This window comes from Methylobacterium guangdongense, from assembly GCF_038442355.1.
Taxonomy (GTDB): Bacteria; Pseudomonadota; Alphaproteobacteria; order Rhizobiales; family Beijerinckiaceae; genus Methylobacterium; species Methylobacterium guangdongense.
This window is the reverse complement of the sequence record NZ_JBBXMX010000002.1, coordinates 605,048-628,176: the sequence shown is the minus strand read 5'-3', so window position 1 is coordinate 628,176 and position 23,129 is coordinate 605,048. Positions and strand designations below refer to the sequence as shown.

General features: G+C 64.9%; 18 protein-coding genes. 10 read left to right on the top strand and 8 right to left on the bottom strand.

Annotated elements, in window-relative coordinates:
- Positions 1-239 precede the first annotated feature (239 nt).
- From AAHG09_RS06770 to AAHG09_RS06760, 3 genes are read right to left on the bottom strand one after another with little or no spacing between them, the layout of a single operon-like run.
- On the bottom strand, positions 240-1,937 hold the full coding sequence (locus AAHG09_RS06770) for an ATP-binding protein (protein ID WP_412759995.1): 1,698 nt from the start codon (positions 1,935-1,937) through the stop codon (positions 240-242).
- The gene (locus AAHG09_RS06765; RefSeq protein WP_342106154.1) at positions 1,934-3,451 is read right to left on the bottom strand and encodes an ATPase domain-containing protein; all 1,518 of its coding nucleotides are present in this window, start codon (positions 3,449-3,451) and stop codon (positions 1,934-1,936) included. Before AAHG09_RS06765 ends, AAHG09_RS06770 begins: the two co-directional genes overlap by 4 nt.
- Positions 3,441-3,776, bottom strand: a complete 336-nt coding sequence (locus tag AAHG09_RS06760; protein ID WP_342106153.1) for a HigA family addiction module antitoxin — start codon at positions 3,774-3,776, stop codon at positions 3,441-3,443. Before AAHG09_RS06760 ends, AAHG09_RS06765 begins: the two co-directional genes overlap by 11 nt.
- A 351-nt stretch (positions 3,777-4,127) precedes the next feature.
- Between AAHG09_RS06760 and AAHG09_RS06755 the strand changes: the two genes are divergently transcribed.
- Entirely contained in the window at positions 4,128-6,908 is a 2,781-nt protein-coding gene (locus tag AAHG09_RS06755; RefSeq protein WP_342106152.1) for a GAF domain-containing protein, read from the top strand.
- A gap of 10 nt (positions 6,909-6,918) precedes the next feature.
- Positions 6,919-7,296 (top strand): response regulator, encoded by a 378-nt coding sequence (locus AAHG09_RS06750; RefSeq protein WP_342106151.1) that lies wholly within the window; start codon positions 6,919-6,921, stop codon positions 7,294-7,296.
- Positions 7,297-7,478: 182 nt separating this feature from the next.
- Here the strand turns inward: AAHG09_RS06750 and AAHG09_RS06745 are convergent, their stop codons facing one another.
- Positions 7,479-7,784: a hypothetical protein gene (locus AAHG09_RS06745; protein WP_342106149.1), complete on the bottom strand. Its 306-nt coding sequence runs from the start codon at positions 7,782-7,784 to the stop codon at positions 7,479-7,481.
- Between the two features lie 300 nt (positions 7,785-8,084).
- On the opposite strand from AAHG09_RS06745, the gene AAHG09_RS06740 reads away from it, so the two are divergent.
- The 3 genes from AAHG09_RS06740 to AAHG09_RS06730 all read left to right on the top strand — a co-directional run bounded on the left by AAHG09_RS06740 (position 8,085) and on the right by AAHG09_RS06730 (position 10,915).
- Positions 8,085-8,357: a hypothetical protein gene (locus AAHG09_RS06740; RefSeq protein WP_342106148.1), complete on the top strand. Its 273-nt coding sequence runs from the start codon at positions 8,085-8,087 to the stop codon at positions 8,355-8,357.
- 229 nt (positions 8,358-8,586) lie between these two features.
- Entirely contained in the window at positions 8,587-9,966 is a 1,380-nt protein-coding gene (locus AAHG09_RS06735) for an inorganic phosphate transporter (protein ID WP_342106147.1), read from the top strand.
- Positions 9,967-10,009: 43 nt separating this feature from the next.
- On the top strand, positions 10,010-10,915 hold the full coding sequence (locus AAHG09_RS06730; RefSeq protein ID WP_342106146.1) for a S1/P1 nuclease: 906 nt from the start codon (positions 10,010-10,012) through the stop codon (positions 10,913-10,915).
- 350 nt (positions 10,916-11,265) lie between these two features.
- On the opposite strand, the gene AAHG09_RS06725 is transcribed toward AAHG09_RS06730, so the two are convergent.
- Complete coding sequence (locus AAHG09_RS06725) at positions 11,266-12,093, bottom strand: beta-keto acid cleavage family enzyme (protein ID WP_342106145.1); 828 nt, start codon at positions 12,091-12,093, stop codon at positions 11,266-11,268.
- A gap of 108 nt (positions 12,094-12,201) precedes the next feature.
- Between AAHG09_RS06725 and AAHG09_RS06720 the strand changes: the two genes are divergently transcribed.
- The 3 genes from AAHG09_RS06720 to AAHG09_RS06710 all read left to right on the top strand — a co-directional run bounded on the left by AAHG09_RS06720 (position 12,202) and on the right by AAHG09_RS06710 (position 15,381).
- Entirely contained in the window at positions 12,202-13,092 is an 891-nt protein-coding gene (locus AAHG09_RS06720) for a MurR/RpiR family transcriptional regulator (protein WP_342106232.1), read from the top strand.
- Positions 13,089-14,420 carry an aspartate aminotransferase family protein gene (locus AAHG09_RS06715; protein ID WP_342106144.1) on the top strand — a complete coding sequence of 444 codons (1,332 nt, stop codon included), beginning with the start codon at positions 13,089-13,091 and terminating at the stop codon, positions 14,418-14,420. The genes AAHG09_RS06720 and AAHG09_RS06715 overlap by 4 nt, the downstream gene beginning before the upstream one ends.
- A 61-nt stretch (positions 14,421-14,481) precedes the next feature.
- Positions 14,482-15,381 carry a transporter substrate-binding domain-containing protein gene (locus AAHG09_RS06710; protein WP_342106143.1) on the top strand — a complete coding sequence of 300 codons (900 nt, stop codon included), beginning with the start codon at positions 14,482-14,484 and terminating at the stop codon, positions 15,379-15,381.
- A gap of 271 nt (positions 15,382-15,652) precedes the next feature.
- Here AAHG09_RS06710 and AAHG09_RS06705 read toward each other — a convergent pair whose 3' ends face one another.
- A complete protein-coding gene (locus tag AAHG09_RS06705; RefSeq protein ID WP_342106142.1) occupies positions 15,653-16,510 on the bottom strand; it encodes a hypothetical protein in 858 nt (285 codons plus the stop codon).
- Positions 16,511-16,689: 179 nt separating this feature from the next.
- On the opposite strand from AAHG09_RS06705, the gene AAHG09_RS06700 reads away from it, so the two are divergent.
- Entirely contained in the window at positions 16,690-17,529 is an 840-nt protein-coding gene (locus AAHG09_RS06700) for a hypothetical protein (protein WP_342106141.1), read from the top strand.
- A 187-nt stretch (positions 17,530-17,716) separates the two neighbouring features.
- Here AAHG09_RS06700 and AAHG09_RS06695 read toward each other — a convergent pair whose 3' ends face one another.
- The gene (locus AAHG09_RS06695; protein WP_042672067.1) at positions 17,717-18,178 is read right to left on the bottom strand and encodes a DUF6641 family protein; all 462 of its coding nucleotides are present in this window, start codon (positions 18,176-18,178) and stop codon (positions 17,717-17,719) included.
- A gap of 680 nt (positions 18,179-18,858) precedes the next feature.
- Here AAHG09_RS06695 and AAHG09_RS06690 point away from each other — a divergent pair.
- Positions 18,859-19,404, top strand: a complete 546-nt coding sequence (locus AAHG09_RS06690) for a hypothetical protein (protein ID WP_342106140.1) — start codon at positions 18,859-18,861, stop codon at positions 19,402-19,404.
- Between the two features lie 272 nt (positions 19,405-19,676).
- On the opposite strand, the gene AAHG09_RS06685 is transcribed toward AAHG09_RS06690, so the two are convergent.
- Complete coding sequence (locus AAHG09_RS06685; protein ID WP_342106139.1) at positions 19,677-23,069, bottom strand: PAS domain S-box protein; 3,393 nt, start codon at positions 23,067-23,069, stop codon at positions 19,677-19,679.
- Positions 23,070-23,129: the final 60 nt, after the last annotated feature.

Genomic DNA, 23,129 nt, shown 5'->3' with positions numbered 1-23,129 from the left:
CGTCACCCGTCCGCGCCCACCGTCGGTCTTGCATAGAGTTTCGGGCGAAGCAGAGACGAGCGTGGACGACCATGTTGGGTGGTTTTCTGCCCTTCCGCTATCACACGGCGGATGCATCAAAGCGGACGACGCCGCTGCACCCGCTTGAACCTTTTGCGGACTGTGAGGGGTGCGGTGTGATGACTGCGTTCTTGTAGAAGACACACTTTTGTTGAAGGTCAGCATAGAGATCAGCGTTGTCAGGTACGTCGATCACTAAATTGCTGCGTCTTCGCGCCCATCCGAGTGCCGATCCGGCTGAGCACACGGGAGAGCTGCTCAGCAGAGTAGGGCTTGTGCAGCAGCTCGAAGCCGTGGCTGCCCTCCTCAGCGAGGACATGGCTGTACCCGGAGGTAAGCACCACCGGCAGGTGCGGCAGGCGGCTGCGCAGCGCCTCTGCCAATGCGACCCCGCCCATGCCGGGCATCACCACGTCCGAGAACACCGCGTCGAACCCGTCTCCGTCCGCCCCAAGCCGGTCCAACGCGGCCTCGGCGTTGGCCGCCCATTCGGTGGCGTAGCCGAGGTCGTGCAGGATCTGTGTGGCGAAGCGACCGACCTCGACGTTGTCCTCGACCACCAGGATGCGTCGGCCCGCTCCGTCCGTCGAGACGTCGAGGACTTGCGGTACGTCGGCGCCCTGGGCCGGCGCGGTGACCTGGGGCAGGTAGAGCGTGAAGGTGGTACCCGCCCCCGGCGTACTCGCCACGTCGATGTCGCCCCCGGATTGCTTGGCGAACCCGAACACCTGGGACAGGCCCAACCCAGTCCCCTTGCCGACCTCCTTAGTCGTGAAGAACGGCTCGAAGATCCGGTCGATCTGCTCGACCGCGATGCCCGAGCCGGTATCGGCGAGCGCTACCGCGGCGAAGTGGCTGCGCGAACCGGCATGGCCGCGGATGGCCGGCATCGGCGCGTTGCAGGCCAATCGCAGCGTCAGGGTGCCCTCGCCATCCATTGCGTCGCGAGCATTGACGGCCATGTTCACCAGCGCCGTCTCGAACTGGCTGCGGTCGCAGTGGATGAAGCATTCTCCGTCGGGCAGATCGACGGCGACATGGATGCGGGCCCCGGTGACGGTATCCACCATGTCCGCGACGCCGCGCAGGCAATCGCCGACCTCGAAGGTCTCGGGCTTCAGTGCTTGCCGACGGGCGAAAGCTAGGAGTTGCCCGGTGAGCTTGGCCGCGCGGTCCACGGTGTCGGAGACTGCATCCATGTACCGTCGGCGCCGATCCTCGGGGAGATCCGGGCGACGCAGGAAGTCCACCGACGAACGGATGATGGTGAGCAAGTTGTTGAAATCATGCGCCACCCCGCCAGTGAGTTGGCCGACGACCTCCATCTTCTGTGACTGGCGCAGCGCCTCCTCGGCGAGGGCACGCTCGTTGACGGCCTCGGCGATCCGGCTCTCCAACGTGGCGTTCAACTCGCGCAGCTGAGCCTCGCGGGCGCTCAGTTCGTCGAGTCGTGCCCGTGCCTCGTATTGCCGCCTGCGACCCCGCAGGGCGGTCGACGCGACGCTGACCAGGGTGGTCGGATGGAACGGCCGCTCCAGGAAGCTGACGTTGCCGAGGATGCGCGACAGCCGTGTCGCAATCGGGTTGCGGTCCACGCCGCCCTGACGGGTCAGCATGATGAACGGCATGTCTGACCATGCCGGCTGCCCGACAATCCAACGGTCGAGCCCGGTGAGATCGGCGGTCCGTACCGCCTCCTCGGTGATCAGCACCGCCCCGGCGGTCTCGCCGAGCGCATCAACCAACTCGGGCAAGTCCCGGACAATCACCGCGGTGAGGTCCGCATCCGCGAGCAGCGCCTGGGCCAGCCTCGCGTCGCGTCCGTGCGGCGCCAGGATCAGGATATGCTCGGACGACGCGTCGTGGAACGACCTCACGACCGGTCGCCACCCAGCAACCCCGCGTCGCCGTCGCGTTGGACCAATTCCGGCACGCCGCGCAGGATGCCCTGGAACCCCTGCAAAGGTTCGCCGACCTGTAATCCGTTGCTGGTGATGCGATACTCGCGGATCGTGTCCTCGTGCGCGCCGGTGCGCTTCTTCACCACCGAAATGGCGCGGCGAACCTGCCCCAATGCCTCGAAGTATCGCAGCAGCACGACGGTGTCGGCCAGATAGGTGATGTCGACCGGGCTCTTCATGTCGCCCACCAGCCCGTGCTGGGCCACCGTCAAGAAGGTGCTCGCACCCTGTCGATTGAGGTACTGCAGCAGCTCGTGGACGTGCAGGATCAGCGCCGTCTCGTCGGGCATGGCGGCCTGGTAGCCGTTGAGGCTGTCGATCACCACGGTCTTGGCGTGTGCCTTGTCGACCTGCTGACGCACCAGGTGGGCGAACTCCCCCGGAGACAGCTCGGCGGCGTCGACCTGGTCAATCGTCAGCAGGCCCTGGTCGCGCAGACTGGCGAGGTCGAACCCCATTGCCCGTGTGCGCTCCAGCATCAGCCCGAGTTCCTCGTCGAAGACGAACATCGTCGCCTTCTCGCCGCGTGCGGCGGCGGCGACGACGTACTGGATCGCGAGCAGCGACTTGCCGGTGCCCGCCGGGCCGAGGATCAGCGTGCTCGACCCGGTGTCGACGCCGCCGCCGAGCAGGGCATCGAGTTCGGGAACGCCGCTCGCGAGCCGGTCCCGGGCGAACGCGGTCCTGTGCTCCAGGGCGACCAACCGCGGGAAGACCTGCACGCCGCCGGTCCCGATGCAGAAGTCGTGGTTTCCGCCGCGGAAGCGTTGGCCGCGGTACTTCATCACCCGCAGCCGTCGCCGCTCGGCGCCGTAGTCGGGCGCCAATTCCTCCAGCCGGATCACCGCGTGGGCGACGCTGTGGACGGTCTTGTCGAGCGCATCCGCAGTGAGGTCGTCGAGCATCAGCACGGTGGCGCCTTGGCGCGCGAAGTAGTGCTTCAGCGCCAGGATCTGCCTGCGATAGCGCAGCGAGCCGCCGGCCAGCAGGCGGATCTCGGAGAGGCTGTCGAGCACGACGAGGGACGGCTTGACCGCCTCGACCTGCTCGAAGATCGCACGGATCGTCTCGCCGAGTTCGAGGTCCGACGAGTACAGGAGGCTCTGCTGCTGCTCGACGTCGAGCAGGCTCTCGGGAGGGATCAACTCGTAGATGGTGAGGGCGTCGGGCAAGTCCCACCCGTGCGACCGAGCGGTCTCCTGCAATTCCTCCTTGGTCTCCGACAGGCTGACGTACAGGCCGCGCTCGCCCGCCGCCGCGCCGGTAAGCAGGAACTGCATCGCGACCGTGGTCTTGCCGGTGCCGGGACTGCCCTCCAGCAGGTACAGGCGGTTGCGGGTGAAGCCGCCGCCAAGCACGTCGTCGAGGCCGGTGATACCGAGCTTCGCTTTGTCCGTTCCCGCGGCTTTCGGTTCAGCGTCAGCGGGCATAGGTGGTCAATTCTTTCATCAAGGCTGGCGGAAGGGCGTGAGCAGGGATGCGCGGCAACATATCGGTAAGGTTCGCCTCGGCATGCGCGAGGTCGTGAGCCTGCTGTAGGTCGAGCCAGAACCGAGCGGGTACGCCAGACAAACGCGACAGACGGGCGGCCATGTCGGGCGTGATGGCAGCACGGCCGGCGAGAATGCGGTGCAGGGTCTGCCGGCAGATGCACAGCTCGCGCGCCGCCTGGATTACGGAGAGGCCGAGGCCGGGCAGCACGCGGTCGCGCAGCACCGTACCCGGATGGATAAGCTTCGCGTCCAGCGTGCGCATACACTTAGCCTCACGTAAGTTTTAGGTTGAACCTGTAGCGCCAAGCGAGACAGCGAGAAAGGCCACATCGATTGCGCCAGGGATCAAGATGCTGTGGCGTGACAGCACGTAAGCCGCCCATTCGCGAACGGCCGCTTTGGAGAAGCACCGACGGCGGTCCAGGCGGCTGGGCTGGGTCGCTATGAGAACGTCGCCTATGGGTGATTTCACGTCCGTCCGCTTCTCGTCAGCATATGCATCGAAGCCGACATGGCTTTAGGGACGCCTTCATAACCTAACTCTGTTTGGCGGAGGCTCTGCTTCCAGGCAACGCAGTTGACCTCGAACGCTTGAGCAACGACAGCGAAGGAGATGATACCGTCCGTCGTCACCGACCCGGCGCGCCTCGCGGCGCTCGACGCCCTCGCCATCCTCGACACACCCGCCGAGGCTGGTTTCGACGATGCCGTGCGCCTCGCCACGCGCCTGTGCGCTGCCCCTGTGGCCCTCGTCAGCTTCGTGGCCGGCGAGCGGCAATGGTTCAAGGCACGGGTCGGCTTTCCCCACTGTGAGACCGACCTGAACTCCTCGGTCTGCAAGTTCGTACTGGACGAGCCCGATCTCCTCATCATCCATGATCTCGCCGTAGATCCACGCACGTCAAAAAACCCGCTCGTCACGGGCGAGCCCGGCATCCGGTTCTACGCAGGCGCACCGCTGCGAACCATCGAAGGGCACGTCCTGGGTTCGCTATGCGTGATCGACACCGTCCCTCGTCCTGATGGCCTTTCCCCGGAGCAGGCCGACGACCTGCGAGCGCTCGCCCGTCAGGTCTCGCGCCAACTGGCATTGCGTCGGGTTATCGAGAGCCGCGACGAGACCTTGGAGGCGCAAGAGGCGCTTCGCGAGAGTGAGGATCGCTTCAAGACGATCCTGGAAACGGTCGAGGACGCGTTCGCCATCGTCCAGGTGAAGTTCGACGCCGACGACCGCCCGGTAAATTACCGTTTCGTCGAGGCCAACCCCGCCTTCGAGCGGCAGGCCGGGGTCAACCTGCGGGGTAAGTGGGTTACCGAGTTCGCGCCCGATCTGGAGCAGTTCTGGTTCGACACCTACGGGCACGTGGCCAAGACTGGCGAGCCTGCGACCTTTGAGAAATACGCGGAGGCGTTCAAGCGCTGGTTCGACGTACGCGCGGTCCGGGTCGGCAATCCCGACGAGCGGCGGATCGCGATCTTGTTCAGCGATGTCACTGGGCGCAAGAAGGCGGAGGCGGACCTGCGCGCAAGCGAGGCGGTGGCCCGACAAAACGTCGACCGTGTGCAACTCGCCCTCGCGGCCGGTGCGATCATCGGCACGTGGTTCTGGGACCTGCCGACCGACCGTTTCACTGTGGACGAAGGGTTCGCACGCAGTTTCGGGCTCGATCCGGCGCTGGGACGCGAAGGCATTCCGCTCGCCCAGATCGTCGCGACGGTGCATCCGGACGATCAGGCAGGGCTGGGCGCGGCCATCTCCAACGCCATCCTCCGGGGCGGGGCCTACGCCCACCAGTACCGGGTCAGGCGCGCGGACGGATGCTACTACTGGATCGAGGCGAACGGGCGCGTTGACCGTGGGCCGGACGGCACGCCCTTGAGCTTCCCCGGCGTCCTGCTCGACATCGAGGACCGTCGCGCGGCGCAGGAGGCGCTGCGCGAGAGCGAGGCGCATTGGCGAGGCCTATTCGAGCGGCTGAACGAGGGGTTTCTCGTCGGCGAGATCGTCCGCGACGAGGCCAGCCGGATCACGGATTGGCGCTACGTCGACGTAAACGCCGCCTGGGGCGCGCTCATCGGCTTCAAGCCGGAGGACGTCATCGGGCGGACGATCCGCGAGGTGCTGCCGGCCGTCGAGGACGAGTGGATCGACGAGTTCGCCGCCGTCGTCGAGACAGGCCACGCCGTGACGTTCACCCGCCGGGTCGGCAGCCTGTGCCGCTGGTACGAGGGTCGCGCCTTCCCGCTCGGGCGGGAGCGCTTCGGGGTCATCTTTCTAGAGGTGACCGCCCGCGTCGAGGCGGACGTGCGCCGCGACGCACTGCTCGAACTTGGGGATCGCCTGCGCGACGTCGCCGACGTTCCCACGCTGGTCGACGCCGCAGCCGGCATCCTGGCCCGCGCCACCGATGCGACCCGGGCAGGATACGGCCTCGTCGACCCGGCGAGCGAGACGGTCGAGGTACTCACCGACTGGCACGCGCCCGGCAACGTCTCCGTCTCGGGTATCCACGGCTTCCGCAGCTACGGCTCCTACATCGCGAACTTGAAGCGCGGGGAGGTCGTCGCCATCGACGACGTGACGCTCGATCCGCGCACCCGGGACGCCGCGCCGACGCTCCTCAGCATCGGGGTTCGGGTACTGCTCAACGTGCCCATCCTGGAGCGCGGCCGGCTCGTCGGCATCGCCTTCGTCCACTGGTCGGACAGCCATCCCTTCACCGAGGACGACCTTGCGTTCGTGCGCACGGTGGCTGACCGGGTGCAGATCGCGGTGGCGCGGGTGCAGGCGGAGGCGGACCAACGCGTACTCAACGAGGAGCTGTCGCACCGGCTCAAGAACACGCTGGCGATGGTGATCTCCATCGCCTCGCAGACGCTGCGCACCGTGCCGGACCGCGCGCCCGTCGAGGCGTTCGAGCGCCGCATCCACGCTCTCGCCTCGGCCCACGACGTGCTTCTGCGCCAAAGCTGGGCGGCGGCTCCGGCTAGGGAGGTCATGCGGGCTGTGCTGGTCAACGCGGGGCACGGCGACCGCGTCGACGTCGCGGGCCCGAAACTCGACCTCGGGACCCGGGCGACGCTCTCGCTCTCGCTTCTTCTGCACGAGCTGGCCACGAACGCGGCCAAGTACGGCGCGCTCTCGGTGCCCGGCGGCCGTGTTGCCATCGATTGGCGGCTGGAGGGCCAGGGTGAGGAAAGCGAGGTCACACTCGACTGGACGGAACGCGGCGGGCCGCCGCCCGTTCCGCCCGCAACCACCGGGCGCAAGGGGTTCGGTTCTCGCCTGATCCGCCTTGGGCTCATCGGGACGGGCGGCGTGGACCTCCGTTACCCCGCGTCCGGCTTCGAGGCGACGATGCGCGCTCCGCTCGTTCAGTTGCAGCATTCCTGAGGAGATTTGGTTGGGCCAATCGAAGCCGCCCGCGCGGCCTGTCATCCTCGTCGTCGAGGACGAGCCTTTGCAGCGATTGATGGCGGTGGACCTCGTCGAGGACGCGGGCTTCGACGTCGTAGACGTTGCCAGCGCGGCCGAGGCGGTGCGCGTACTGGAGAGCCGACCCGATATCCGTGTCGTGTTTACCGACATCGACATGCCCGGGGGGCTGAACGGAATGCAGTTCGCCGCGACCATCCGGGACCGCTGGCCGCCCATCGAACTGATCATCGTCTCGGGCAAGCGGACGCCCGGGGCCGAGGAGCTGCCGGCACGAGGTGTGTTCTTCGCCAAGCCCTACAAGAAGGAGGAGATCACCGCGATCATGCAACGAATGGTGAGGTGAACTCGCTGGTAGCAAACGGCCAACGAACGGCTGCTTTTGGGAAGCATCGATGGCCTTGGGCACGACTGACATGGGTCGGTAGAAGTCCGTCTGCTTCTTTGGCCGACACTCTCCGGAGTGGTCTGTCGGTTCCAGGGCAGCGCCGCCGAAGAGGCAGACCGGAATTCGACCGAGCATCCTTATCAAAGCGCCCGCGATTTCCCGGCGGCACCGGAGGAGTGCTTCTTCTTTTTGCGTTTGCCGGCCAGCAGCACCACCTCCGCATTGTCTTCGGCGACGCGCTCAGCCAGCGCGAAGTTATGCAACTCCGGCGTCCCATCCTGGTTCGCTGACGACCCTTCGGTCACAGCAAAGAAGGCCGCACGCACGATGTCCTTCTTGCTCGCCTCCGGATGCCGCTTCCGGACGGCGGCGCGGATCGCCTTCGGCTTCATGCCCGGCGCCGCGATGTTGCGCAGCGTTGAGGCAATCTCCTCGATGGAGGTCATACGGTCTCCTCGGCTGTTATCGCGTCGAGCCGCTACCCATAACCTATGTGACGCTTCGATGACACGGCCACATGCCGTGCTTCTCGTCCGGCCCACCTTGTTCACGCCTGTGTGAGGCCATATCGAACCCCTACGTTCCCTCCCGAGACCGGAACGCACTTAGGGCGCGCCTCTCCGCGAGGCGGAGCCCCTTTTTATTGCCCCGCTGGACGACGTAGCCGGCAAGCTCGTCGGAAAGCGTAGCCGCTCGTCTGGAGCCACAGCCCTCCGGTCGTCGTCTTGTCGCGGAGACACACCTACATGGCCGCCATGGCTAAGCGGCCGATGACCCTCGACCTGTTCGCCACGCTCGACATCATCGACGATGACGTCTCGGCGGTCGTGGACGCTTACCTGGCCGACCCCACCTCCCGCATGGTGGCGTTCGGCGACGGCTACCGCATCAATCCTGCGGCCGCCGTCGCGTCCCATCCCTTCGCCCGCACGTTGATGGAGCAGCCATGGGCGGACGAGGCGCTTCGACGTGCGGCCGTGCGGGCCGCCATCCTGCTCGCCGAACCGGAACGGAAGTGAGCGAGGGCGCGGCGATACCGCGGCCTCCGAGGCTCGATTCACGAACAGTGGGGTTTCATGATCGTCCCTGCCGGACACTTGGCATCCGGCAGTTCGCAGCGGCCGGTGAACAAACTATCGGCTCACTGGCGAGGATGTGAGACGGCTCCCGCTCCCGCCACATCAGGGCGTCGTGCAAGTGTCATGACATTGCGGCGACATCGGCGGCTGTCGATGCCGAGAGGTCGTTTTGCTCGCTTCCCTGACGCCGGGCTCCCCGACCACCCTGAGCCTGATCCTCGGCTGCCTCGTCCTGGCGCTCATCTTCGAGTTCTCGAACGGCTTCCATGATGCCGCCAATGCCGTCGCGACGGTCATCTACACCCATTCGCTGAAGCCCTTCGCCGCCGTCGTCCTGTCCGGTCTGATGAACTTCGCCGGCGTCCTCCTCGGAGGCATCGCCGTCGCCTATGCCCTTGTCGAGCTGATCCCACCCGACGCGCTCACCCCTCCGAACGGCGGGGCCGCAGTCGGCATGCTCGCCGCCCTGTTCGTATCCGCCCTGTCCTGGAACATCGGCACGTGGTGGCTGGGCATCCCGAACTCCTCGTCACACGCGCTGATCGGTTCGCTGATCGGCATCGCCGTCGCCGACGCCTTCCTTCACGATCGCAGCCTCGCGCAGGGCGTCGACTGGCACCAGGTTCGGGACGTGCTCGCCTCGTTGCTGGTCTCGCCGCTACTCGGCTTCGGCCTGGCGCTGCTGATGTTCCAGCTGTTGAAGCGCCTCGTGCACGACCGTCACCTCTACGAGCCGCCCAAGGAAGGGCAGCCGCCGGTCTGGTGGATGCGCGCGCTGCTGATCTTCACCTGCACCGGCGTCTCGTTCGCCCACGGGACCAACGATGGCCAGAAGAGCATCGGCCTGATCATGCTGACGATCATCGGCCTGTACCCGGCCGATTACGCGCTCAACCCGCAGATGACCCAGCCGCAGCTTGCCCAGATCGCGTCAGACCTGAACCCGGCGGCCGACCTCATCGCCCGCTTCGGCAACGACCGGAAAACCGAGGGCGCGCGGGCGGCGCACGAGATCCATGACCGTCTCGGCCGGATCGACAGCCCGGGCGACATCGCCGCCGACGAGCGGACCGCGATCCGCGACCGCCTCAACCGCGTCCTCACCGAGTTGAAGGCGGTCGAGGACAACGGCGGCACGCCCGATGCCGATAAGAAGACCGCCGAGGCGCTCCACGGCCAGCTCGGTCGGACGGTGCAGTATGCGCCCTGGTGGGTCCGCATCGTCAGTGCCCTGTGCCTCGGGCTCGGCACGATGATCGGCTACAAGCGGATCGTTCGCACGCTCGGGGAACGGCTGGGCAAGCAGCACCTCGTGCCGGCGCAGGGGGCCGCCGCGGAACTGGTGGCCGCGGGCTTGATCGGCGGCGCCGGCATCACGGGCTTTCCGGTGAGCACCACACACGTCGTGACGGGCGGCATCGCGGGAACGATGGTGGGTTCTGGCGCGGGGGTGCAGCCGGCGACGCTGTGGCAGATCGCGACGGCCTGGGTCCTCACCCTACCCGCGACGATCGTCCTGTCCGGGACGCTGTTCTACCTGATGTCGTGAGATCGGCATCGTGCGCGGCACACCAGACCGTCGGAGCTTCCGCATGCACCGTTCCCTGTCGCTCGCCGTCATCGCGGGCGCGATCGGCGGGCTCATCGCGGCAAGTGATGCCTGCGCTTGGGGAGACGAGGGCCACCGCATCGTCGGCCGCATCGCCCTTCCGCTCCTGACGCCGGAAGCCCGAAGGCAAGTCGACGCGCTGCTCGCCGCCGACACGGACACGCTCACGGCCCCGGATTTCGTCGCGCGCACCACCTGGGCCGACCGCTGGCGCGACTCCGACCGCAACACGACGAAGCTGCGCTACACCGCCACCCAGCAATGGCACTTCGTCGACATCGAGATCACGAACCCGGATTTGTCCGATGCCTGCGCGGGTCGCAGGCCGCTACCGGACGGTACACCCGCGAGCCAGGGCCCGGCACGCGACTGCGTCGTCGACAAGGTCGAGCAGTTCGCTGCTGAACTCGCAGACAAGAGCCTGCCACAGGCGGAGCGGATCCTGGCGCTCAAGTTCCTGCTGCACTTCACCGGCGACCTACACCAGCCGCTGCACGCGGCGGACAATCACGACCAAGGCGGCAACCAAGTGCAGGTGCTCTACGGAGGACACCGGGTGGCGAGCCGGCTGCATGCGTACTGGGACACGGCGGTGGTGCAGCGGATCGGGCGCGACGAAACGGCGGCCGCGGAGGACCTCGCGACGACCTTCGCCGCAGACCGCGACGCATGGCAACGCGGCCGACCCGCCGATTGGGCGTTGGAAAGCTTCGCGGCCGCCAAGGCAACGGCCTACGCACTGCCATCGGCGACGGTGCCGGATGAGCACGGCACGCCAGCCTACGCGCTGGACGAAGCTTATGAACAACGCGCCACGGCAACCGCCCGCGAGCAACTCACCAAAGCCGGCTTTCGCTTGGCCACCTTGTTGAACGCCGCCCTGCGTTGAGGCTGGACTGGAAGCTACCGTACGGGAAGAACAACCTGACGACGGTCCATCATTCCGAGCCGCAGCCGCTGGATGAGTGTCCGCTTCCGGTGCGCGTCGATGGCGATCCGCACGACTGGTTTGGGTCGGTAGGAGGCCGTCCGCTTTTCCGGCGGCCACGATCAACAGCAGATATTCTGCTTTCGGCCGCTTCCGCGCTTCTCAGCAGGCGCCTCTGAACGTCCGGGATGGGTGGTTTCCTTGCCCGTCTGCTTTGGGAAGTCGAAGCTACGATACCGGACGTTAACCAGCTCAAATCAGTCGACCAGGGGTGCCCCTTCTCTGGCGTTTAGCCACCCGCACAATAGGCTTCAGCCCACGGCCCAATCTGAGCGAAGCTCCGCCGCAGTCGCCGGCTGACCACCGCATGCAACGACCGTTGCAGACGCGGCGGCGACGAGTTCCGCGTTGTCCCGAGCCGTCCTTCCGTCCGGGGTGAGCAGGTTGTTCTCGAACCCAACGCGGACGTGTCCGCCGAGCAAGGCAGAGGCCGTGACGCAGGCGTTCTCATACCGACCGAAGGCGCAGGTCATCCAGTGCCTCGCCCGAGGCTGGTCCGGCGCCAGGAACGGCAGCAGATCGGACGGGGCCGAGGTCTGGCCTGCGGTGTACCGCCCAAGGACGTAGAGGACCGGCAAAGCTTCGAACGGCACCACTCCGGACGCTTGGAGTGCGGCGAGCCTCACGGCCTCCTCGGCCGTGTAGAGGATAACCTGGGGCACGATGCCCTCCCGGCGAAGCCACTCCATGAAAGTGCCAAACGGCTTCTCCGACGCGGCGTCGGGCGCGAGTTCGCGCAGGGCCAGGGACACGGCTTCAGGTCGGACGGCGCGCACCACCGCCATCTGCTCGGCCGGTTGGTAGAGGCCCAGGGCCTCGCTCGTGATCTGGATCACCGCCCTGTCGCCCGTGGCGGCTCGGATCGCATGCGTCGCGTCGGCATAGGCGCCCGCGTCGAGCAGATGTCGACCGTCCGCCCGGCGAACGTGGAGGTGCACCATGCAGGCACCGGCCTCCACACACGAAGCGACCGCATAGGCGTGCTCCGCCGGAGTAAGGGGAATTGCCGGATGGTCGTCCTTCGTCCGGCGTCCGCCAGTCGGCGTCACCGCGATGGCGGTCGGGCCTGGAAACGACATCGATGCCTCCTCGATAGCCAGGATGCCTCACCAAAATACATCCGTTGCATATATTCGTTGTTGCAACGTTTGTTGCATACAAGTGCGAAGAAGGGTACACAAGCCGCCATGGAACACGGTCCGCTCACGGAACAGATCGTCGGAGCCTTTGAGACCCTCGGGCCTCAGCTGAAGGCCGCGGCACGTTTCGTTCTCGACCAGCCCAATGAGGTCGCACTGCTCTCGATGCGCGAGCAGGCCAAGCGCGCCGGCGTCCAGCCCCACACCATGACGCGTCTCGCTCAGCGCCTGGGACTCGCTGGATACGACGACGTTCGCGCGCTCTACGCCGGGGCCGTTCGAGAAGGATCACTCGGCTTTTCCGGCAAGGCCGGTGCACAGGTCTCCGCGCAGCAGGCCAAGGGCGAGCGGGCGCTAGCCGTCGACATCGTCACGTCGATCGGCGCGCAGCTCCAAAGGCTCACTGAGCCGCAGGCCCTCGACCGGCTCGTCGTGGCGGCAGATCTGTTGGCATCCGCGGACAGGGTCTACTGCCTGGGCTTGCGGGCAAGCCACCCGGTCGTCGCGCACTTCGCTTACGTGATGTCATTCCTCGGCGAGCGCGCGGTCCTGCTCGATACCGGGGCCGGTACCGGACTCGACCCAATACGCTTGGCCTCTTCGAAGGACATGCTCCTCGTGGCCTCGGTTGCCCCCTATACTCGGGCGACGGTCGAGACGGCGCGCTATGCGCACGATTCCGGCGTGCCGGTCGTGGCCGTGACCGACAGCCTCGTCTCACCGCTCGCGTCGATTGCCCGGGAGACCATCCTGGTCCCGGCGGACAGCCCCTCCTTCTTCCACACCATCGCCCCCGCCCTGGTCGTTGGCGAGATCCTGGCCGCCCTCGTGGCCGGTCGGGGCGGCGATACCTCGCTCGCCGCGATCAAGCGCAGCGAGGCGCAGCTCACCGCCTTCGGCATCCACTGGTCACCCCCGCCCGCGAGGAGATCGCAATGACCCGCATTCTGCACCGCCAGATCAACGCGAACCTGCGCGTCGCCTCAGGTGGCAAGGGCGTCGAGCTCTTCGACCAAGATGGACGCAGTTACATCGACGCTTCGGGCGGCGCGGCGGTGTCCTGCCTCGGGCACGGGCATCCGGACGTCATCGCGGCGCTTCATGCCCAGACCGACAAGCTCGCCTACGCTCACACCAGCTTCTTCACCAGTGAGGTGGCCGAGGCCCTGGCGGACCGCCTCGTCGCAGATGCGCCGGCCGGCTTGGACTACGTCTACTTCGTCTCGGGCGGCTCGGAGGCCGTCGAGGCCGCGCTCAAGATGGCGCGGCAATACTTCGTCGAGATTGGGCAGCCGCAGCGCTCGAAGATCATCGCCCGGCGCCAGAGCTACCACGGCAACACGCTCGGCGCGCTGGCGACCGGCGGCAACGAGTGGCGGCGCGCGCAGTTCAAGCCGCTGCTCGCCGAGACCCATCACATCGATCCCTGCTACGCCTACCGCTACCGGGAAGCTGGGGAGAGCGAGGCCGAGTATGGTGCCCGGGCGGCGCAGGCTCTGGAGGACAAGATCCTCGAACTCGGCCCCGAGACCGTGATGGCCTTCGTGGCCGAGCCGGTGGTCGGGGCGACGGCCGGCGCCGTTCCGGCGGTCCCCGGCTACTTCCGCCGCATCCGCGAGATCTGCGACCGGTACGGCGTGCTGCTCCTCCTCGACGAGGTGATGTGCGGCATGGGCCGCACGGGGACGCTTCACGCCTGCGAGCAGGACGGCATCGCCCCGGACCTGCTGACGGTCGCGAAGGGCCTGGGCGGTGGCTACCAACCCATCGGCGCGACCTTCCTGTCGGGCAAGATCTACGAGGCCTTCGCGCAAGGCTCGGGCTTCTTCCAGCATGGACACACGTACATCTGCCACCCCATGGCCTGCGCGGCCGCACTCGCCGTGCAGGAGGTGATCGCCCGCGACCATCTCCTCGACAACGTCAAGGCGATGGGGGGCCACCTGAGCCGGCGGCTCGGCGAGCGCTTCGGCAACCACCCCCATGTCGGCGACATCCGCGGCCGGGGCCTCTTCATGGGCGTCGAATTGGTCGAGGACCGCGGCACCAAGGCCCCCTTCGATCCGGCCCTGAAGCTGCACGCGCGGATTAAGCGGGAGGCGATGAACCGTGGGCTGGCAGTCTACCCAGCCGGTGGCACCCTCGACGGAGTCCGTGGCGACCACGTGCTGCTGGCCCCGCCCTTCATCATCGACGCCGCGACCGTGGACACGGTCGTGGAACGCCTCGGCGAAGCGGTCGATGCGGCCATCGCCCAAGCCGCCTGAGAGCGGTGTGACCCCACGACCCGCCATGGGCCAGACCTGACCCAACCGTAGGATACCTGGAATGCGCATTCTGAAAAACGCGGCTTTTGCCGCGACGATGACGCTCGCCTTGATGACGGGCGCGAAGGCCGAAGACCTCGCCGGAACGCTCAAAAAGGTGAAGGACTCCGGCACCATCACCCTCGGCTATCGGGAAACCTCGGTGCCGTTCTCCTACCTGGACGGTGATCAGAAGCCGGTCGGGTTCTCGATCGACCTGTGCGGGAAGGTCGTCGCGGCGGTGAAGACAAAGCTCGGCATGCCGGACCTGAAGGTGGCCTACACTCCGGTGAACTCGGCGACCCGCCTGCCGCTCGTTGCCAACGGCACGGTCGACCTCGAATGCGGCTCCACGGCCAACCAGTTGGTCCGGCAAAAGCAGGTTGCCTTCTCGGTCTCGACGTTCGTCGCCCAATTCAAGTGGCTAACCCGCAGCGACAGCGGCGTCACCACGCCCGACGACCTCAAGGGCAAGACTGTCGCCGTCACTGCTGGAACCAACACGTCCCAGTTCCTGAACAAGCTCAACCAAGAGGACGGGCTGAAGCTCACGATCTCACAGGGGAAAGACCACGCCGAGAGCTTCCTGCTGGTCGACACGGGCCGGGCCGCCGCCTTCATGGAAGATGACATCCTGCTTGCCGGCCTGAAGGCTAATGCCAAGGACCCATCTCGCTTCAGGATCCTCGACAAGGCCTACTCGGCCGACCCCTACGCGCTGATGTTCCGGCGCGAGGATCCCGAGTTCAAGGCGCTGGTCGACGAGACCCTGGTCGGGCTGATGAAGTCCGGGGAGTTCAGCAAGCTTTACGTCAAATGGTTTGAGACACCGATCCCGCCGAGGGACCTCAACCTCAACTTCCCGATGTCGGACAAGCTCAAGGAGCTGATCAAGTCGCCGTCCGACAAGGCGAACTCCTGACCCGATGCCGCGGCCGTTGGGTCCGGGAGACCTGACGGCCTCGCGCCTTTACCTCTCGAACGCTGTTCGAACAGTGAAGCCTGAAAATAACAGGAATGGCTCGGCCGCTAGCGCGGCGGCCGCGCTTGTCCCAGGATGAGGACAGTCATGACTGTCTGCTTTCCGTCCTGTCGACGGGCACCTTGAGCGACCGAATAGGGTCGAAAACGGAACGGCTGCTTTCCTGTGCATATATCAAAATTTTGCAAAATTGATCGCACAGGTCTAGGGGCTATCTGATTACAGACCAAGAAACATCGCGCGCGATACAGCCATCCAGGCGCCTACCGGCGAACAATTCGTCATTGTAGAGGGTGATCGCCGCAGCGGGTGGAACTGAGTATGTCGAGCTATTCTTATATAACGGTCGCACGATCAGGTCCGTCTTGCTGCGCCGACCATCGAAGGTGACCCAGCAGCTGAACGACACCCGTGTCAGATTGGCATCTGCGCGGGTGTTCGTGACCTGAAAAACGTACCGACTGTCGGCGTTCTTGGCGTAGGTGAACGCAGGCTCGAATTCCGGCGCCTCATATATGTCCGCGGAAGCAACCCTGCATTGTGTGCGCTCAATTGCCAAGCCGGGCTGCCACAGCAGGCCGTTCGCACTGACCAGTGTGGCCTGCGTCGTTTCTGAAGGCGCCATCCAACCCCCAGCGCCGATAGAGACCTCCAGCACACGCTCGCTGGGATTGCCGTTCGCGTAGACCGGCCGGCAGGACACCGTAGCCAGACGCAGCCAATCCCGCGGGTGCCGGTTCGTAATTCGCCCGTACAGGTAGCTGCCCTCGACCCAGGTCTCCAACCTTACGGGCGGATCTTCGGTGTAGCGGTGAAAGGCAGCCCTCGGCTTAATATCCTCGGCCAAGAGGCGCTCGGCGTAGCCCATTGCCAGGGGGAGGGCGCCCAACGCCACCAGCACGAGCAATCCAATGCGGAGGACAGCTGCTGCCATCAAGAGGCCACCGCCGAAGAAGGCGATGCCGCCGAGGATGATCCACTCGTAAAGGTAGGGTGAGAGCGGATCGAGCCCTTCGTACCAAGCGGTGACGATCCCGCAGCCGATGCTGGTGAGCCAGAGCCGCAGCATCTTCAGCGATGCCCGGGAGAGTAGGGGGTGTCGTCCGTCGCGTGGGAAGCTCCAGGACCGCCGGGATAGTCCCAGGGGCACCCCAGCTGCGCGGGGCGCTGCACCGGCACAGGACGGCGCTCCAAATGCATCGCGGCGGCACTGGCCGCCCGCCGGCTTCCGGTGAGATGATGCAGGCTATGATGACGCCGGCCGATCTGCCCATCTGGGCCATGCTGACCCCGCCTAGCTTGGACGCACTGCTGCTGGGTCGCGGCCAAACCGTGCCGCGAGCGATTACCCTCGCACCGGACCTCGACAGCAGCAGCGTTGCCGACGCCCCGCTGCTCGCCACTACTCGGCTGATGATCCAGCGGGCCCAGGCAATCGACGGCCTCACCTTGACCGCTACCGGCGCACTGAGCCGCGCCGACGTGCGGGCAATTTTCAACGCGATGAGCTGGCCCGGCTACGACAAAGTCAACGCGCTCGCCATGAGCAAGGTGCTCAACGAGGCCGACGTGCTGCCTGTCGAGCTTACCCGCCTGACCGCGCAGACCGCCAGGTCGCTGCGAAAGCGCGGCAAGCGACTGCTGGCGACCAAACTCGGCAGTGGTCTCGCTGAGGCCGAGGCAGCCGCCGAGCTTTTCGCGAAACTCTTCGCGACCATCTTCTGGCAGACAAACCTCAGCTATTTCGATCGCGTGCCGTTCGAGGCCTGGCCGCAGAACCACGTTGGCATCGTGCTGTGGTGCTTGTCCGTGGCAGGGGAGGGGTGGTTTCTGCCCGAGGACCTGATGCGGTCGTGTACGGTGTGGGAGCCGGCGCTGATCGAAGGCCACGCGGACTTCCCGGCATACGCCTTCGAGAGCCGGGTTCTGCGCCCGCTCAGTTGGTTCGGACTGCTGGAGATGCGGATTATCGGCGACCCGGACGCCTCCACCTGGCAACGCGATCGACAGTACCGAAAAGCCACGCTGTTCGATCTGGCACTGCGATTCGACGTGAAGGTAGCCAGACCGCCAGGGCCTGCACATTGATAGCTTGGCGGCCGATCGCACCGCTAAGCTCTTGCTGCCGCACTCAGAAAATCTGCGAAATCGCAATATTCGACCCGACCACATCAGCGCCATCTGCCGCATGGATCCCCAGGGGGTTTAGTACGGACTAAAAAATTTTGTGTGGCCATGGCGCAGCTGCCGGCAGCGTTCGCCATGGCCAGTGAGATCACGCGGCCTTCTTCCGCCGCTCGGACATCATCAAACCGCGCGCAGCTGCGGCCTCCTTGATTTGCGGATCCAACTCTCCTGCACGAACCGCGGTGATCAGCGCGTCGAGCGTGGCGGGCAGTTTGTCCAGGCTGCCGATGCTGATGGCGGCCTTGCCCGGCTGCAGCTCCAGCGGCTTGCCACCAACCCGCATGATGAAATGCACGGTGCCGGCCTCGTCCTGAAACCAGCCCTTTCGCACACGGCGGTTTACCTCCACCCGCACGCGCTGACCCGACGTGTCCTTGCGCATCCCTACGGTCTTGGGTGGCTCGTACAGCCGGCCTTCGAGGGTGGCGCTCACCATATCCTTCTGTTCGGCGAGCTGACCGAGCAGCTTCTCGCGCGCCCGGCTCAGGGGATCGTTGGCCGAAGCGGCCGGCGCGGCGGTGCTCAGCTTAAGGGTCTTCAGCACGGACATCTGCATCTCCTACATGTGAGCTCGATTAGCTCTCATGTCTGGAACGCTACTGCCACTATCCTGCCGTTCAACCTGAGACTGGATCAGGACGCTGTCTGGATTAACGCACAGCGAGATACGGCTATGCACGTTAGATTGGCTCGTCCGCTCCACTCAGCTGGGGTATGCACGTATTATCTCGGAACAATGTCGAATCTAAGCTATTAAAATCGCGTTCAAAAATATCAGGATTTTGGGATTTTTGGCATGATAGCGGTCGCTGCCCTGGCCACGGCACCCTCTCCCAAAGCCAATAGCCCACAAAACCAAATGGGTAGACTGGAAGTCCGCTCATGGCGCTCTCCACGGAGCGATAGCGAAGTGGTGCCATGAGCAGCCATCGACAGATGGGTGCGAAAGCAGCAGGGGCGAAAAGCCCGTCCACGGCGTTGTCGCGAGTGGCTGGCTTGAAGAGCCAGACACGATGCGAAACGTCGCGGACAACGCCTGATAGTACTTCGTTGGATAGCGTCTTAAGGACGGATAATCTCTCTATAGAGAGATTGTTCTTTCTTATGTCGTTAGCCAATGATGTAATGTCAGTCGGATGATATATTATGTTCTTACCTATGTGGTATAAATATCGACGCACGCCATGCCCACGTCTTATAAGCATACGAGTTAACAACAAGGAAGAAAAGATGAAGCAAGAAATCAAGACTTGGCTCGAGACCCAGGCTGCCACGCAGCAGTGGCTTGAAAGAAAATACCGTGGCCATATGGCCTACCAAGTTGGCAGGGGAAAGGTATTCGCTCTTTCGTTTTCCGACTATGTGGATCTGTGGGGCCTGAGAAAGCTTAGGGAGGTCGCCAGGTTGATAGAAACCGGCAAGCTCACCAAGCGGATGCGCCATCCAGATAGAGGCTGGGTCCTTAGCTGGATTAGCAAAGAGGCTCGTGAAGCGGGGGAAATGAACATCACGACCGCGCGCATCCTCCAGCGCAATTCGAGCAAACACCGTTTTTACCTGCAGGCCGGCGACACCCATACGGATGCTGCCAAGCGCAAGATTGGCGATGCCAAACGGGGTAAAACGCTATCCGAAACTCATAAACAGGCCATCCGAGAAGCACGTATCGGGGTGCCGCAGAGCGCGGAGCACAAGGCCAAGCGTATCGCAGCCATTAAAGCGACGAAGCAGCGGCAGCGTGATGCCCAGGCTCAGCTGGCTATTCAGCCCACTTGAAGGCCAGCGAGTCGTGGTGAATGTAGAAATTCTACCTTTGCGCCAATGGCAAATGGCTGCAAAGCCATTGCTCAGTGTCATTGCGCGGCTAGATGTGGCCGTAAGCGGAATGACCGCTTTGGAGGAGGCTCGCTGGAAAAGCGGACGGCCTGCTACCGACCCAACCCGGTCGCCCAGACCGTCATGAGAGTGTCTCCAAAGCGGCCGTCGCATGATTTCCGTTCGATGTGGCAGCGGGCCTTCGGCGCTGCGGCCAAATCGAAGGATATTGTCTAAGCTGCTCGCAAAGTTGCGATCTGGGTGATTGCCTCGGCTGCACGGGTACGAAGATGTGAGACCAGGGGTTCAAGTTCCCTGCCCGATTGACACGCTGCCTCCACCTCGCGGCAAAGATCCGCGAGCGCCGAGAACCCAACCATGCGTGCTGCAGGAATCATCGCGTGTGCATCCCCTGCGATCTGCTCGCGGTCACGACCTATCAACGACGGTCCAAATCGATGCGCAAGTTCATCAGCCAGCATCGCCAGCAATTTAACCATCCGCTCCTTACCGACCATCTCCTTCATCTCGGCGAAGACGGTGAGATCGATGGGCGTCGGCGTCTCAGCACGCGCGCCGTGACCACCCGTCCAGCGATCGATGACGGCCAATAGTCCGTCGCGCCGGAACGGCTTGCCGACGTGGTCGTTCATGCCCGCCGCGCGAAACTCGCTGACCTGCTGCGATAGAACGTTCGCCGTGAGCGCGACAATCGGGATCCGCGCTGCCGCACCGCCGAGTTCACGGATCCGCCGCGTGGCCGTCATCCCGTCCATGCCCGGCATCTGCACGTCCATCAGCACAAGATCGTAGGGGCTCGCTCGCACGGCCTCGACCGCCGCTGCGCCATCACCGACTACATCCACCGTATGCCCGGCGCGCTCCAGGATCGCGCGGGCGAGATCCTGATTAAGTGGCACGTCTTCAGCCAGGAGTAGACGCTTGCCCGCTCGAACCCCTTCGACGGGTGATGCCGTTGGGGCGACGGCCGGTTCGGCCACCACGGGCAGGTTGAGGGCGAACCAGAAAGTCGAACCGCGGCTCACCTCGCTCTGAACGCCGATGTTGCCGCTCATCCGCTCGACGAGCGCCTTGGATATCGCCAAACCCAGCCCACTGCCGCCGTAGTCGCGGCTGATCGAGCCATCGACTTGGCTGAAGCGGCGGAAGAGGCGATCGCGCTTGTCGGACGGTATCCCGATGCCAGTGTCGCTGACTGAAAAGCGGAGGTAGATCCCTTTGCTGTCCGTCGCCTCCGCGATGACGCGCAAGTCGATCCGCCCTCGTGCGGTGAACTTCACGGCGTTGTTGAGCAGGTTCAGCAACACCTGCCGCAGCCGGTCCTCATCGCCGAGCAGCCAATCGGGTACGGCCGGATCGACGCTAACGCCAACCGTCAAACCTTTCGTCTCGGCCGTGTGCCGCACGATCGACACTGTGTTGTCGATCAGCATGGCAGGCGCGAAAGGTTGCGCTGCGATCTCAACCTGTCCAGCCTCAAGCCTAGAGAAGTCGAGCACGTCGTTGACTACGGTCAGCAGCGCTGCGCCCGCAGTGCGGATGCGTTCGGCGTGCTGGCGGGCCCCCGAACTTAGGTCCGCCTCCTCGCACAAGAGGTCGGCATAGCCGATCACGCCGTTCAGCGGGGTTCGGATCTCGTGGCTCATCGAGGCGAGAAACTCCGACTTGGCTTGACTCGCCGCCTCGGCGAGTTTTCTCGCGGTCTCGGCCTCACGGGTCTGCTCGGCGACACGCTGAGCTAGAGTCGCGTTCAAATCGTGGAGGGCGTCTTCGGCTGTGGCGCGCGCCGTATCATCGCGAACCGTGAGAACGGCACCGATCTGTGCGCCATCCGGGCCCAGGAGGGGTTGCGCGTTGCCGCTTGCGCGTACCTCGTTTCCATCCAGGCGCTTCACCCGCCACTGGGCATCTCGCACCGTTTGACCGTGCGTCAGCGCGCGGGTGAGCGGTAGATCCATTGGCGGATATGGCTGACCATCCTCAGTGAAGAGCCCATAAATCTCGCTGTAGGCATCCGGCTCCACCCCAAGTTGGGACACACCGTGGATCTCGGATGCAGCCTTATTGATCAGTGTGATCTTGCCCGTCGCGTCAGTGACAATCACGCCCTCGGCAAGCTGAGCCAGAATAGCGGCGCTCGTAGCGGTAGAGTGGTCGGCCCGTACCCGCGCCTCATGCAACTGCCTCTCGGTCAGGGATCGATAGCGCGCATCGCTCTCGTGCAGAGCGTGCTCGATCATCTTGCGCTGACTGATGTCCCGCAGGGTGGCGACATATCCGTCTGCTCGGCCAGTCAAGGCGTCGTGGGTGAGGGCGAAAGAGATTTCCAGCCAGACCCAGGTTCCGTCCGCGTGCTGGTAACGCTGGCAGGTCGTAGAGCGCTCGATGCGCCCGGCCGTTAGGTCGCCTAAAATCTCCGCGTAGCTCGCCGCGTCGTCAGGATGAACGAAAGCGAGGGGACGTGAGCCGACGAGTTGTTCGGGATTATAGCCGAGCACGGCGGTGACGGCGGGTGATACGTACCGCCGGGTCGTATCAAGGTCGCACCAGATGATGATGTCGGTGGCGTTCTCCGCCAGCAGTCGGTAGCGCGCCTCACTCGTGCGGATGTGCGCGTCCGCCGCCTCGCGCCGCTCGATCTCGCGGCCGAGTAGAAGTAGGGCACCGACGAGGATGAGCGTCAGACCACCAGCTACAGCGCCCTGCATGAGCGCAGATCGACGCCAGTCGGCCAACATGTCTTCGCGCGACAGTGCGGCTCCGACGTACAGAGGGTAGTCGTCGAGGAAGCTCAAGGCGACCACACGCTCGACCCCATCGGTCATGGCGGCCGTCCAGTACGGCTTATTATCCCGCGACGGGACGTGGAGCCGGTAATTCTCGCTCTCAGCGAAGTTCTTGCCGATGACCGCCGGAAGCGGCGGAGAGCGCACGAGCAGGGTACCATCTGAGCGCCACAGCGTGAGCCCGGCACTCGGCCCGTTATGAATCTTGTCGTACACACTCTCGAAAGTCTGCGGATCGACCGTCGCCTGAAGGATGCCGAGGAATGTTCCGTCTGCCCCCTCCAGACGGCGAACCACGGGGATCAGCACCCGGCCCGTCAAGCGCCCGGTAATCGGGTTGCCGATCACCATGCCTTTTTCAGGATGATCGCGCAGTGCCTGGAAGTAGTCCCGGTCCCGCACGTTGAGAGGGCGAGCTGGATAGATATCGGCTTCGACGACGGCCTGACCGTTTCGATCGATGATGATGATGTTGTTGAGGCGGGCGCGCTGCATCTGCTCACGCAGCGCGGCATGGATCTCTTCCGTCTGTATACTGCCCGCAGCTGGTACGACGAGAGGCGCTACAGCCCGTAGGTAGGTATCGATCGTCTCGAAGGTGCGTGCGGCGTGCTGTTCGAGAGCGTGGGCGGTGTTCGCTGCACGGGTCTCGGCGTCGGCAACCTCCTGCAGACGTTGATGATTGATGGCTAAGCCGACGATTGTGGGAACGCCGAGTCCGATCGTCAGCGCAGCGACCCGCGCGAGTGTCCCAAGCCGCTTTTCCATCGTCGTAACAGCAACCCCAGAAGGCATCGGTCCAATCGCCTTCACGGCCACCGACTCGAGGAAGCTTACCTATGTGAGGATGAACAAGCTGTGTGCCGGAAGCTGCTCTGT